Annotated in this window: 12 protein-coding genes; 6 read left to right on the forward strand and 6 right to left on the reverse strand. The window is 55.7% G+C overall.

Going from position 1 to position 13251, the window contains the following annotated elements; translation table 11 throughout:
• From trpCF to minE, 6 genes are all read left to right on the forward strand, one after another.
• Complete coding sequence (gene trpCF / locus C7387_RS07345) at nt 1-1359, forward strand: bifunctional indole-3-glycerol-phosphate synthase TrpC/phosphoribosylanthranilate isomerase TrpF (RefSeq protein ID WP_038257977.1); 1359 nt, start codon at nt 1-3, stop codon at nt 1357-1359.
• A 9-nt stretch (nt 1360-1368) separates the two neighbouring features.
• A complete protein-coding gene (gene trpB / locus C7387_RS07350; protein ID WP_006819689.1) occupies nt 1369-2562 on the forward strand; it encodes a tryptophan synthase subunit beta in 1194 nt (397 codons plus the stop codon).
• Nucleotides 2562-3368, forward strand: a complete 807-nt coding sequence (gene trpA, locus C7387_RS07355) for a tryptophan synthase subunit alpha (protein ID WP_006819688.1) — start codon at nt 2562-2564, stop codon at nt 3366-3368. Before trpB ends, trpA begins: the two co-directional genes overlap by 1 nt.
• 409 nt (nt 3369-3777) lie before the next feature.
• Entirely contained in the window at nt 3778-4482 is a 705-nt protein-coding gene (gene minC / locus C7387_RS07360) for a septum site-determining protein MinC (protein WP_006819687.1), read from the forward strand.
• Between the two features lie 23 nt (nt 4483-4505).
• Nucleotides 4506-5318: a septum site-determining protein MinD gene (gene minD, locus C7387_RS07365; protein ID WP_006819686.1), complete on the forward strand. Its 813-nt coding sequence runs from the start codon at nt 4506-4508 to the stop codon at nt 5316-5318.
• 3 nt (nt 5319-5321) lie between these two features.
• Nucleotides 5322-5597, forward strand: coding sequence for a cell division topological specificity factor MinE (gene minE, locus C7387_RS07370; RefSeq protein WP_006819685.1), 276 nt, complete (start codon nt 5322-5324; stop codon nt 5595-5597).
• 75 nt (nt 5598-5672) lie between these two features.
• Here minE and C7387_RS07375 read toward each other — a convergent pair whose 3' ends face one another.
• The 6 genes from C7387_RS07375 to yoaA all read right to left on the reverse strand — a co-directional run bounded on the left by C7387_RS07375 (nt 5673) and on the right by yoaA (nt 13182).
• On the reverse strand, nt 5673-6695 hold the full coding sequence (locus tag C7387_RS07375; protein ID WP_120816402.1) for a methyltransferase: 1023 nt from the start codon (nt 6693-6695) through the stop codon (nt 5673-5675).
• Between the two features lie 109 nt (nt 6696-6804).
• Nucleotides 6805-7920, reverse strand: coding sequence for a ribonuclease D (rnd, locus tag C7387_RS07380; RefSeq protein WP_166791165.1), 1116 nt, complete (start codon nt 7918-7920; stop codon nt 6805-6807).
• A gap of 82 nt (nt 7921-8002) precedes the next feature.
• Complete coding sequence (fadD, locus tag C7387_RS07385; protein ID WP_134437016.1) at nt 8003-9688, reverse strand: long-chain-fatty-acid--CoA ligase FadD; 1686 nt, start codon at nt 9686-9688, stop codon at nt 8003-8005.
• Between the two features lie 205 nt (nt 9689-9893).
• Entirely contained in the window at nt 9894-10469 is a 576-nt protein-coding gene (locus C7387_RS07390) for a Slp/YeaY family lipoprotein (protein ID WP_006819683.1), read from the reverse strand.
• Between the two features lie 38 nt (nt 10470-10507).
• Nucleotides 10508-11203: a tRNA (adenosine(37)-N6)-threonylcarbamoyltransferase complex dimerization subunit type 1 TsaB gene (gene tsaB, locus C7387_RS07395; RefSeq protein WP_006819682.1), complete on the reverse strand. Its 696-nt coding sequence runs from the start codon at nt 11201-11203 to the stop codon at nt 10508-10510.
• Between the two features lie 68 nt (nt 11204-11271).
• On the reverse strand, nt 11272-13182 hold the full coding sequence (yoaA, locus tag C7387_RS07400; RefSeq protein WP_038257929.1) for a DNA repair helicase YoaA: 1911 nt from the start codon (nt 13180-13182) through the stop codon (nt 11272-11274).
• Between the last annotated feature and the right edge of the window lie 69 nt (nt 13183-13251).

Raw genomic sequence — 13251 nt, forward strand, 5'->3', positions numbered from 1 at the left:
ATGCAGACCGTTTTAGCGAAAATCGTCGCCGACAAAGCCATCTGGGTAGCGGCACGAAAGAAACAGCAGCCGCTGGCCAGTTTTCAGAACGACGTGGTACCAAGCCAGCGCCACTTTTACGATGCACTGCAGGGTGCCCGCACAGCCTTCATTCTTGAATGTAAAAAAGCCTCGCCGTCTAAAGGGGTGATTCGGGACGATTTCGACCCGGCTTTTATTGCCAGCATCTACAAGCACCACGCTTCGGCAATTTCCGTGCTGACCGATGAGAAATATTTCCAGGGCAGCTTCGATTTTCTGCCAATCGTCAGCCGTGTTGCCCCGCAACCGGTGCTGTGTAAGGACTTTATCATCGATCCTTACCAGATTTATCTGGCGCGTTTCTACCAGGCCGATGCCTGCCTGCTGATGCTGTCGGTGCTCGACGATGAACAGTATCGCCAGCTGGCTACCGTCGCGCACAGCCTCAGTATGGGCGTGCTGACGGAAGTCAGTAATGAAGAGGAGCTGGAACGCGCCATCGCGCTGGGAGCAAAAGTCGTCGGCATCAATAACCGCGACCTGCGCGATCTCTCCATCGATCTCGACCGTACTCGCCAGCTGGCGCCGCGTCTGGGTCATGGGGTAACGGTGATCAGCGAGTCCGGCATCAACACCTATGCCCAGGTGCGTGAGCTGAGCCACTATGCGAACGGCTTCCTGATTGGTTCTGCACTGATGTCGCACGACGACCTCCACGCCGCGGTGCGCCGGGTGCTGCTCGGCGACAATAAAGTCTGCGGTCTTACCCGCCCACAGGACGCCCAGGCCGCCCAGGAAGCCGGTGCCATCTATGGCGGACTGATTTTCGTTGCCAGCTCACCGCGCGCGGTGAATGCGACAAAGGCGCGTGAAATTATCCAGGCGGCGCCGCTCAGCTACGTTGGCGTATTCCGCGATGCGCCCATTGAAGATTTGGTTGAGCTTGCAAGCTCGCTGCAGCTGACCGCGGTTCAACTGCACGGCAGCGAATCGCAGGATTATATCGATACCCTGCGTGATGCTCTGCCGGAACAGATTCAAATCTGGAAAGCGCTCAGCGTTAATCACGAGCTTCCGGCCCGCAATCTGAACCACGTCGATCGCTATCTGTTCGACAACGGCCAGGGCGGCAGCGGGCAGCGCTTTGACTGGTCATTACTGAACGGCGCCGACCTCAGCAACGTGATGCTGGCGGGCGGTCTTAGCCCCGATAACTGTGTAGAAGCCGCTAAAAGCGGTGCTGCCGGACTTGATTTCAATTCAGGTGTAGAGTCGCAACCAGGTATTAAATCAAAAAGCTTGATGGCCTCGGTTTTTCAGACGCTGCGCGCATATTAAGGAGCAATAATGAGCACATTACTTAACCCGTATTTCGGCGAGTTTGGCGGCATGTACGTGCCGCAGATCCTGATGCCAGCCCTGCGCCAGCTCGAAGAGGCGTTTGTCAGCGCACAGAAGGATCCGGCGTTTCAGGCCGAATTTACCTCTCTTCTGAAAAACTATGCCGGTCGTCCGACGGCGCTGACCAAATGCCGTAACCTGACCGAAGGTACCCGCACGACGCTGTATCTCAAGCGTGAAGACCTGCTGCACGGCGGCGCGCACAAAACCAACCAGGTGCTTGGCCAGGCGCTGCTCGCCAAACGCATGGGGAAAACCGAGATCATCGCCGAGACCGGCGCGGGTCAGCACGGGGTGGCCTCTGCCCTGGCAAGCGCCCTGCTCGGCCTCAAGTGCCGCATCTATATGGGTGCCAAAGACGTTGAACGTCAGTCGCCGAACGTGTTCCGTATGCGCCTGATGGGTGCCGAAGTTATCCCGGTGCACAGCGGATCCGCCACCCTAAAAGATGCCTGCAATGAGGCGCTGCGCGACTGGTCTGGCAGCTACGAAACGGCGCACTACATGCTCGGTACCGCGGCGGGCCCGCATCCGTTCCCGACCATCGTGCGTGAGTTCCAGCGCATGATAGGTGAAGAAACAAAAGTACAGATCCGCGAAAAAGAGGGTCGCCTGCCGGACGCGGTTATCGCCTGCGTCGGCGGTGGTTCTAACGCCATCGGGATGTTCGCCGATTTTATCGATGATACCTCCGTTGGGCTTATCGGCGTTGAGCCGGCAGGTCACGGGATTGAAACCGGCGAGCACGGGGCACCGCTCAAGCATGGTCGCACAGGGATTTACTTCGGCATGAAATCGCCGATGATGCAGACCGACGAAGGGCAGATTGAAGAGTCCTACTCTATCTCTGCGGGTCTTGATTTCCCGTCGGTCGGGCCGCAGCATGCGTACCTCAACAGCATTGGTCGCGCCGATTATGTCTCCATTACCGACGATGAAGCGCTGGAAGCATTCAAAGCGCTGAGCCGCCACGAAGGGATTATTCCGGCACTGGAGTCGTCTCACGCCCTGGCACACGCGCTGAAAATGATGCGTGAAAACCCGGAGAAAGAGCAGTTGCTGGTCGTCAACCTGTCCGGCCGCGGTGACAAAGACATTTTCACCGTTCATGACATTCTGAAAGCGCGAGGGGAAATCTGATGGAACGCTACGATAATCTGTTTGCACAACTGAAAGCCCGCAAGGAAGGCGCCTTTGTTCCCTTCGTGACGCTGGGTGACCCAACACCGGAGCAGTCGCTGAAAATTATCGACACGCTAATTGAAGCAGGCGCAGATGCGCTGGAGCTCGGGATCCCGTTTTCTGACCCGCTGGCGGATGGCCCGACGATTCAGAATGCCACCCTGCGCGCATTTGCTTCTGGCGTCACGCCGACCCAGTGTTTTGAAATGCTGGCCGCCATTCGTCAGAAACACCCGACCATTCCGATTGGCCTGCTGATGTATGCCAACCTGGTGTTTAACCGCGGCATTGACGCGTTCTATGCCGAATGCGCTCGTGTGGGTGTGGATTCGGTACTGGTTGCCGACGTGCCGGTTGAGGAGTCGGCGGAGTTTCGCCAGGCGGCAATGCGCCACAACGTTGCACCTATCTTCATCTGCCCACCGAACGCCGACGACGACCTGCTGCGCCAGATTGCCTCTTATGGCCGCGGTTATACTTACCTGCTCTCCCGAGCGGGCGTTACCGGAGCAGAAAACCGCGCGGCGTTACCGCTGCATCATCTGGTCGAGAAGCTCACCGAATACCATGCCGCTCCGCCGCTGCAGGGCTTCGGTATCTCAGCACCCGATCAGGTAGCCGGTGCCCTCAGCGCTGGCGCAGCGGGGGCGATTTCCGGTTCGGCAATCGTCAAAATCATCGAGAAGCACGTCGATAACCACGCGCTCATGCTGAGTGAGCTGAAGACCTTTGTGCAGAACATGAAAGCCGCCACGAAAGCATAAGCTCCTTACCGTCCGGTATCCTGCCGGACGGTATCCCCCCTCGTTTTAGCCTCGTTGAGAAAAAAATCCGTTTTCACATAAACATTGGGGTTGATATCTTAGATGAGAACTATTATCTTTCTCATTACCGAATAGTTGAGCGAATCACTCAGGTATTCGGTACGACATTGCTCACATTGCTTCCAGTATTATTTGCCCGCACTCTGTGCGGGCTTTTTTTTGCCCTGAACTCACAAAGCACGCTAAACAATGAATGATTCTGTCCGAAGGGATAAAAATAGCGATAATTACTCTGAATTAGCCGGGTGGTCACTTGCCTCTATATATGAGTGAATATAACATGCTCGATAGTCTTCGGAATATCACCGCACATCGGCGGCTGATAAAGTGAAAATTGAGTAAGGCCAGGATGTCAAATACGCCCATCGAACTAAAAGGCAGTAGCTTTACCTTATCAGTGGTTCATTTGCACGAAGCAAAACCCGAGGTTATTCGTCAGGCGTTAGAAGACAAAATCGCCCAGGCCCCTGCTTTTCTGCGCCATGCGCCGGTGGTGGTTAACATCAGTACCATCGACGGCAAGGTAAACTGGCTGCAGATGCAGGACGCCATCGACAGCACTGGTCTACGTATTATGGGCGTCAGCGGCTGCAAAGATGCCGAACTGAAAGCCGAGATTGACCGCGCAGGCATTCCCTTACTAACTGAAGGGAAAGAAAAAGTTGCCCGCGCTGCTCCAGCGGCGAAAATTTCGCCAGCCCCCGCGCCAGTTGTTAACCCCGTCACAAAAACGCGATTGATTGATACGCCGGTTCGTTCCGGTCAGCGCATTTATGCACCACACTGTGATCTGATTGTTACAAACCATGTGAGTGCTGGCGCAGAACTGATTGCGGATGGCAATATCCATGTGTATGGCACGATGCGGGGACGCGCACTGGCGGGAGCAGCCGGCGATAAAGAAGCGCAAATTTTTTGCACCAGCCTTGCAGCGGAACTGGTTTCCATTGCAGGAGTCTATTGGCTGAGCGACAAGATCCCAGCTGAATATTATGGCAAAGCGGCACGCCTGCAGCTCGCAGACAGCGCTTTGACCGTTCAATCGTTGAACTGATCCCTTTTTAACAAGGAATTTCTATGGCACGCATTATTGTTGTGACTTCGGGTAAAGGAGGCGTTGGCAAGACCACCTCCAGCGCGGCCATCGCTACTGGTTTGGCCCAGAAGGGAAAGAAAACAGTCGTTATCGACTTCGACATCGGCCTGCGTAACCTTGATCTGATCATGGGTTGCGAACGCCGTGTGGTTTACGATTTCGTTAACGTTATCCAGGGTGACGCTACCCTGAACCAGGCGCTGATCAAGGACAAGCGCACTGAGAATCTGTTCATCCTGCCAGCCTCGCAGACCCGCGATAAAGACGCCCTCACCCGTGAAGGCGTGGAAAAAGTGCTGGATGAACTGCAAAAGATGGATTTCGACTTCGTCGTCTGTGACTCCCCGGCGGGGATCGAAACCGGCGCGCTGATGGCGCTCTACTTCGCGGATGAAGCGATCATCACCACCAACCCGGAAGTCTCTTCCGTGCGTGACTCCGACCGCATCCTCGGTATTCTGGCCTCCAAATCTCGTCGTGCTGAAAACGGCCAGGAGCCTATCAAGGAACATCTGCTGCTGACGCGCTACAACCCGGGCCGCGTGAACAAAGGCGACATGTTGAGCATGGAAGATGTGCTGGAAATTCTGCGCATCAAATTAGTCGGTGTGATTCCGGAAGACCAGTCTGTGCTGCGTGCTTCCAACCAGGGTGAGCCTGTCATTCTGGATACCGCTTCGGACGCAGGCAAAGCCTACGACGACGCAGTGGATCGTCTGCTGGGAGAAGAACGTCCTTTCCGCTTCGTGGAAGAAGAGAAGAAAGGTTTCCTCAAACGCCTGTTCGGAGGATAAGTTATGGCATTACTGGATTTTTTCCTCTCGCGGAAAAAAAATACCGCGAACATCGCGAAAGAACGCCTGCAAATTATCGTTGCTGAGCGCCGCCGTAGCGATGCAGAACCGCAATATCTGCCTCAGCTGAGGAAGGACATTCTGGAAGTGATTTGCAAATACGTGCAGATTGACCCGGAAATGGTCACCGTACAGCTGGAGCAGAAGGATGGCGATATCTCGATTCTGGAGCTCAACGTGACGCTGCCAGAAGCTGAAGAGTCGCGCTCCATCATCTGACCGATATCCCCTCTGAACCTGACTCAGTGTAGTACTGAGTCAGGTCCTTTGCATTTCCGAACACCTGGTTCCGGTCTATATTTTCTGCCCGACGACGATACTGTAATGCCCATTAGAGGGCATAATCTCAATATTCCCGAATCCAGCCTGCGTTAATATCTCGCTAATTTGCTGCCCCGAATATTGCCGCCCTTCCGTCCAGCCCAGCATCACTAAACTTAACGCGGCAGCCGCGAGTGGGCCTGGCGTTTCATCGTGGTACAGCACTTCATGAATAACAATTCTTCCACCTGACGGCAGCGCAGTAAAACTTTTCTCTGCCAGAAAGCGGTTCTTTTCATCCGTCCAGTCGTGAAAAATATTGGAATAGATGTGCAGGTCGGCGGGTGGGTAATTATCTTTCCACATGTCCCCTGCATAAGTATTAACCCGCCCGCTGAGCTGATATTGGTGGATATATTCTTCGGTAAGAGGACAAATCTCAGCCAGGTCAAATATCGTACTTTTTATTTGTGGCCAGTTGGCGGCAACGCTAATCGCATGAGCACCTGAACCACCGCCAATATCGAGTACCTCGCGATGCTGCTCCAGAAAAGATTGTGTCGCCCATACGCTGGCCGTCCCCATGCTCAGGCTGTGCATCGCATGGGTGAAAGTGCGTGCCATTTCCGCACGTTCAACATGTGCCTCGAAAATATCAACTTCATCGTAAACCTGGGCGTGATTTTTACTGATTGCCTGTTCAAGGTGTTTAACCGAGAAATTATCACTGTTCTCGTACATCAGATCCCAAAAATAACCAAAATAGTGCGGACTTTCGGGTAATAAATATTCCTCGGTTTGTGCCGTCAGCGTATAGCTTTCTCCTTCCAGATGCACCAGATTTAGCGCCCGTAGCGTGGCCATAATAGCTTCAACCGGCCGGGAATGCAGCGCCATCCTCCCACATATATCATTAATACTTCGCGGCTTTAGGGCAATATATTCAAAAAACTTCAGATGGTGGGCAATAAGCACAACGGGATAGGTATACAGATTCATCGTCATATCGACAATGCTCGCGCTACTGTGCGCTGGCCGGGACACGAGTCTGGTCATTGAAACACCCTTCTGAATGGATACGCTTTGAAGCGTAGAGGATGTTGTCAAAAATGCCTACTGAGGAGAAAATATGCCGGGCAATAAATACCCGGCGGAGGTCATCATTTTACTCTGGATAAGTCGCAAGCAGGGTTTTCAGGCGATCGGCCATCAATTCTCCACGCCAGCCTGAGATCATTTCTGGCAGGCTGCTTTGTATTTTCAGCTGCCAGTGCCAGTTCAGCAACTGGTTAATCTGGCGACGTGACGCAAGCATTTCGGCGCTGACACCCTTTTCGGCACTCACTTCCTGCACTAACGCCTTAATCTCTTTGAAGACTTTGCGATAGCCCGGCATATCGATCAGGTTCTTCAGCGGTTCCGGTAACGCCTCTTCCGGCAGGGCCTGTGCTTTTTCAACGAGGCTCAGCAGCGTTTTACCGTGGAAGCGGATCTCGCTGCCGGATAGCCCAAGGCTATCGAGTTCACCCATCGAGCCCGGCATATAGCGCGCAACGGCCCACAGGTGCTCTTCACGCACCACAAAATTCACCGCCATATCACGATCGCGGGCTTTACGCAGGCGCCAGTCGGCCAGCAGCTTCAGGCATCCGAGCTGGCGGGTGCGCAGCTGCCAGGCATTGCCGATATCCCGCCAGGCCTCAGCCGGATCCAGCACTTCCTGACGGCGCTGCATCATCAGCTGGCATTCGTCGAGCGCCGCCGGTAACCACCCTGCCGTCGCCGTTTCGTCCATCAGCTTTTTGGCGATAGGCAGCAGATACCAGACGTCGGCGGCGGCATAGTCGCACTGACGCTCGGTCAGCGGGCGCGCCAGCCAGTCGGTACGGGATTCGCTCTTATCAAGCACGAGGCCGGTATACTCCTCAACCATCGCGGCAAATCCCCACGACATTGGTCGACCGCAGAACGCCGCCAGAATTTGCGTATCAATCAGCGGTTTCGGCAGCAGGCCGAAGGTGTTCAGGAATACTTCCAGATCTTCACTACCGGCATGGAGATACTTTGTTACGTTTTCGTCTAATAACAGCTCTCGCATCGGCGCCCATTCGGTGATGGTCAACGGGTCGATCAGCGCGACGGTTTCGCCGTCGAACATCTGGATGAGACCCAGCTGCGGGTAGTAGGTGCGGGTGCGGACAAACTCAGTATCGAGGGCAATAGCTGATGCGTTGCGGGCTGCTTCACACAGGCCTTGCAGCGCATCATTGGTGGTGATCATCTGATAGTTCAAATCGTATTCTCTGTAGGTTGCGCCAAAAAAAACGCCGGCTTGGCCGGCGTCTGGGCGACTGTCACGTAGCTCAGGCTTTATTGTCCACTTTGCCACGCGCTTCGTCACGTAATTCTCGTCGCAAAATCTTTCCGACGTTCGACTTCGGCAGTTCGCTGCGAAACTCCACCAGCTTCGGCACTTTGTAACCGGTAAGCTGACGACGGCAGAAAGCAACCAGCGCCTCTTCGGTCAGCGACGGGTCTTTTTTGACCACGAAGATTTTCACCGTTTCACCGCTGGAGCCCGCCGGAACACCGACGGCCGCCACTTCCTGTACGCCAGGGTGCTGCATCACCACGTCTTCAATTTCGTTCGGATAGACGTTGAAACCGGAAACCAGAATCATGTCTTTCTTACGGTCAACAATCTTCAGGAAGCCTTCGTCATCCATCACCGCGATATCGCCGGTGTGCAGCCAGCCATTTTTGATGATTTCATCGGTCGCATCCGGGCGCTGCCAGTAGCCGAGCATCACCTGCGGACCTTTAACACACAGCTCACCCGGTTCGCCCGGCGCCACTTCGTTGTCGTCGTCATCCACCAGCTTCACTTCGGTCGACGGCACCGGCAGACCAATGCTGCCGCTATGGTAGTCGATATCATGCGGGTTAACGCTCACCAGCGGCGCACATTCGGTCAGGCCGTAGCCCTCCAGCAGATACTCACCGGTCAGTTTGACCCAGCGCTCCGCCACCGCGCTCTGTACCGGCATTCCGCCACCGGCGGCCAGATGCAGCGTGGAGAAGTCGAGCTGCTGGAATTCTTTGTTGTTCAGCAGTGCGTTAAACAGCGTGTTGACCCCAGTCATCGCGGTAAACGGATATTTGGCTAACTCTTTCACCAGTCCCGGGATGTCGCGCGGGTTGGTGATAAGCAGGTTCTGCCCGCCCAGTTCGATAAACAGCAGGCAGTTCATGGTCAGGGCAAAAATGTGATACAGCGGCAGCGCCGTCACCACCAGCTCTTTCCCTGCGTGCAACAGCGGCCCGTAGGTGCCGTTAACCTGCTCAAGGTTAGCAAGCATGTTGCGGTGCGTCAGCATCGCGCCTTTAGCAACGCCCGTGGTACCGCCGGTGTACTGGAGGAACGCCAGATCTTCCGGCCCCACTTCCGGCTTGATGTACTGCATGCGGTAACCCTGGTGCAGCGCCCGGCGGAAGGAAATAGCATCCGGCAGGTTATATTTTGGCACCAGTCGTTTGACGTATTTCACCACGAAGTTAACCAGCGTGCCTTTGGCGGTCGAAAGCTGATCGCCCATCCGGGTCAGGATCACGTGTTTAACCTGCGTCTTTGCCACTACCTTTTCCAGGGTATGCGCAAAGTTGGAAACAATCACGATAGCCGCCGCGCCGCTGTCGTTCAGCTGGTGCTCCAGCTCGCGCGGGGTGTATAGCGGGTTCACGTTAACCACGATCATCCCGGCACGCAGGATCCCGAACAGCGCTACCGGGTACTGCAGCAGGTTGGGCATCATCAGCGCCACGCGATCGCCTTTCTGCAACCCGAGACCTTCCTGCAGGTAAGCAGAGAACGCACGGCTGCGCTCTTCGAGCTTACGGAATGTCATCACTTCGCCCATGTTGACGAACGCAGGCTGATCCGCATAACGAGTGGTTGCTTTTTCGAACAGTTCCACCAGGGATTGATAGCGATCTGGATTTATCTCAGCCGGAACATCGGCTGGATAGCGGTTTAGCCAAACCTTCTTCAATGCATCACCTCTAAAATGATTATTCGTCGTCATCTCAACCCCAATTAACAAACAACGCGTTAACAATATATTAACTCAGCGTACCAGTTTATTAATTGTTCAGAATGCAGGTTGCGAAGCGCGTCACTATTTATTTTTATTATATCCTTAACAACAAAGAGACAGCGGACCGGCCGCTGTCTCTTTCACCTTATTTTACAACGTGTTATTCGGTTACGATAGTCCGGACTTCGGCAGGGCCGGGATTATACCAGCCGCCGTAGCCGTAACCGTAACCATAGCGCCACGGATGCGGGCCAAAGCCCCACGGATCCATCGGCTGCGGTGGCAGAACCACCTGCTGAGTCAGATTCCAGCGTTTGTAGCCGGTAGCTTTAATAAGAAGGAATTTATACGGAGTGCTGCCAATTTTGCCTTCAACGGTGCCGCTGATAGGCCCCACCACGGTCACCAGTTGACCACGGAAATCGACAGGGTCGAGGAAGCCGTTGATATCAGCGTAAATTCGCCCGCGGGACGGTTCACCCAGGGTTGGTCGCGCACCGCTGTCGAGGGGGACGGTCGCGATTTCAAGGCGAGTGACTCCCTGCTGATTCTGCACGTTGACAACCTTACCGCCGAAGCGCGACTCCTGACCAACGTACAGCTGCGGTGCCGCCATTACCCGCACCAGATCCTGCTGTGGGGTGGGCGAACTCCCTTTAATGGCATCCGGAATGGAGACGCAGCCGCTGAGTGCAGCAACGATAATCCCGGCCAGTAAACCGCGTACGACTTGCATGGTGATGCTCCTGTTTTCTCAGTTCTTATTACTAAGATTCACTCACGACCAGGAAGTTTCTTCCACGCGACTTCGTTGCGTAAATATTTTGGTTCAGCGTTTTCGACCGCCACGGTGTTTCCTGTGCTGAAAAGCTGACAAGCCGCAGGCAACATGTCTTCTGCGGCTGGCAGCAGCACTTCACCATCGGTCAGCGTAAGCGAGGTGCCCTGCGCCATATCAGGCCAGGCCGGCCAGCCGGTACCGACCGTCGCCCATTGGCCTTCGAGCTGCTGCAAACGTGCGTTCACCGCTTCCGGCTTCAGTACGGCCTCGGTCTCTTCGCCGTGCCAGACGCCCTGCTCATCACGCTGGTATTCCGCCCAGTAGACTTCGCCCATGCGAGCGTCAATCGCGGCCAGTACGCGGGTTGCGCCCGTTTTACGCCAGGCGCCCTGCGCCATAGTGGCAAGCGTAGAGACGCCGATCATCGGCAGTTCAGCGCCCAGCGCCAGGCCTTGCGCAATACCAATTCCAATACGCACGCCGGTAAAGCTTCCCGGGCCGCGGCCAAAGGCCAGCGCGTCGAGCTCGGTCAAAGAAATGGCATTCTCGGCAAGCAGTGCCTGAACCAGGGGGAGAATGCGTTGAGTATGTTCACGGGGGCACAGCTCGAAGCGTGCAGAGACGGTACCGTCGTTCTCGAGCGCTGCTGAGCAGGCCTCGGTGGCGGTATCAATAGCCAGAATTCGCATGGGTTGTCGCGCTCTTGCAATTAGCAGAAATACAAATTGGCGCGGATCTTAACACAGTCTGTCACAAATTACCGCGTTGATGACAGCGCCAGGAAGCGAACGGCGCGGCGAATGTCGCGGGTCCGCGGCGCGGGCGGCAGGCTCGCCAGGAACACCGCACCATAGGGACGCATCACCAGACGGTTGTCACAGATAACCAGCACACCGCGATCGTCAACGTCACGGATGAGACGCCCCACGCCCTGTTTGAGGGTGATAACCGCATCCGGTAGCTGGACTTCGTCGAACGGATCGCCGCCGCGAAGACGGCAGTCTTCCATCCGCGCCTTCAGCAGCGGGTCGTCCGGTGAGGTAAACGGCAGTTTATCGATAATCACCAGCGACAGCGCGTCGCCACGCACGTCGACCCCTTCCCAGAAGCTGCTGGTCGCGACCAGCAGGGCGTTACCGGCACTGACAAACTGTTGCAGCAGCTGGGCTTTGCTGGTTTCCCCCTGCAACAGTACCGGTAGCGTCATGGTGGCGCGGAATTGTTCGGCGAGATCTCGCATCATGGCGTGCGACGTGCAAAGCATAAAACAGCGCCCGTCGTTGGCCTCGATAAGCGGTTTCAGCATGGCGGCCAGAAGACGCGCGCCGCCGGGCTGGTTGGGTAGCGGCAAGTTGCGCGGTACGCACAGCAGCGCCTGCTTTTCGTAATCGAAGGGGCTAGGCAACAGCATGGATTCGGCCTGCTCAATGCCCAGCCGCTCGGTGAAGTGGTGGAGATCGTCGTTTACCGACAGCGTCGCGGAGGTAAAAATCCAGCTTCCCGGCTTTTGCGCCATCACTTCTTTGAATTTATCGGCCACGGTCAGCGGCGTTAACGCGAGGGTAAAGTGACGCGAAGTGCATTCATACCAGTAGCTAAAGCCCGGCTGGTTAATCTCTTTCAGCCGTTTGAGGCGTGCACGATAGGTCGTGGCACGCTCGAAGGCGGCGTCCAGCAAGGCGGAACGGCCAAGCGACAGCTTCGCCACGTCGTAACAAAGCTCCAGTGCGTCATCAAGCAACAGCAGCGCGCGCTGGATGTTTTTATCGGCCAGCAGTTCGCGCAGGTTGCCACGATAGCCGGGCTCGCCAAGCTGCAGACGGAAGTCCTGCGCGCTCTGCGCCAGACGATCGGCACATTTTTGCAGCTGCTGGGTATCTTTGAGCTCGGTGCGATAAGCAATAGTGATGTCTTTTGCCAGATCCAACAGCTGGCGGCTTGAAAGCGACTGGCCAAAATACTGGCTCGCGATGTCCGGGAGCTGATGGGCTTCATCGAAGATCATCACCTCGGCCTCCGGAATAAGTTCCGCAAAGCCGCTCTCTTTCACCACCATATCGGCGAGGAACAGATGGTGGTTCACCACCACCACGTCAGCATCCATCGCTTTTTTTCGCGCTTTCACCACGAAGCAGTCTTTATACAGCGGGCAGTCGCTGCCAAGACAGTTATCGTTGGTGCTGGTGACCAATGGCCACGCCTGGGAGTCTTCCGCCACGCTCACGCAGGTACTGATATCGCCGTCTATGGTTTGATTCGACCATGAACGCAGGAGGATAACGTCGCTCAGGGTTTGCACCGGCAGATCACCGCCCGCCAGCGCCTGCTGCTCCAGACGCTCCAGGCACAGGTAGTTTGAGCGCCCTTTCAACAGCGCGGTTTTCCCTTTGAACTCGAGTGCTTTGGCAACGGTGGGCAGATCGCGGCTGTAGAGCTGATCCTGCAGCGCTTTCGAGCCGGTGGAGATGATGACCTTTTTATTCGCGCGCAGCGCGGGAGCCAGGTAGGCATAGGTTTTACCGGTGCCGGTGCCGGCCTCAACGACCAGGGGGCGGGCTTCATTGATAGCCTTCATCACCGCGACTGCCATCAGACGCTGCGGTTCACGCGGCTTGAATCCCGGTATTGCTTTCGCTAACTGACCGTCTAGTGCAAAATCGTCTGCCACGCTTTCCCCCTGGTTATTTGGACAGTGATTATGTCAGGGTGGAGGGGGTTGCGCCAGTTGAAGAGGTGA

This window comes from Yokenella regensburgei, from assembly GCF_003634235.1.
GTDB lineage: Bacteria > Pseudomonadota > Gammaproteobacteria > Enterobacterales > Enterobacteriaceae > Yokenella > Yokenella regensburgei.

Bases quoted from the DNA above. Each gene is read 5' to 3' on its own strand.
- trpCF (WP_038257977.1), top strand. From the start codon at position 1: ATGCAGACCGTTTTAGCGAAAATCGTCGCCGACAAAGCCATCTGGGTA.
- trpB (WP_006819689.1), top strand. From the start codon at position 1,369: ATGAGCACATTACTTAACCCGTATTTCGGCGAGTTTGGCGGCATGTAC.
- trpA (WP_006819688.1), top strand. From the start codon at position 2,562: ATGGAACGCTACGATAATCTGTTTGCACAACTGAAAGCCCGCAAGGAA.
- minC (WP_006819687.1), top strand. From the start codon at position 3,778: ATGTCAAATACGCCCATCGAACTAAAAGGCAGTAGCTTTACCTTATCA.
- minD (WP_006819686.1), top strand. From the start codon at position 4,506: ATGGCACGCATTATTGTTGTGACTTCGGGTAAAGGAGGCGTTGGCAAG.
- minE (WP_006819685.1), top strand. From the start codon at position 5,322: ATGGCATTACTGGATTTTTTCCTCTCGCGGAAAAAAAATACCGCGAAC.
- C7387_RS07375 (WP_120816402.1), bottom strand. From the start codon at position 6,695: ATGACCAGACTCGTGTCCCGGCCAGCGCACAGTAGCGCGAGCATTGTC.
- rnd (WP_166791165.1), bottom strand. From the start codon at position 7,920: ATGATCACCACCAATGATGCGCTGCAAGGCCTGTGTGAAGCAGCCCGC.
- C7387_RS07390 (WP_006819683.1), bottom strand. From the start codon at position 10,469: ATGCAAGTCGTACGCGGTTTACTGGCCGGGATTATCGTTGCTGCACTC.
- tsaB (WP_006819682.1), bottom strand. From the start codon at position 11,203: ATGCGAATTCTGGCTATTGATACCGCCACCGAGGCCTGCTCAGCAGCG.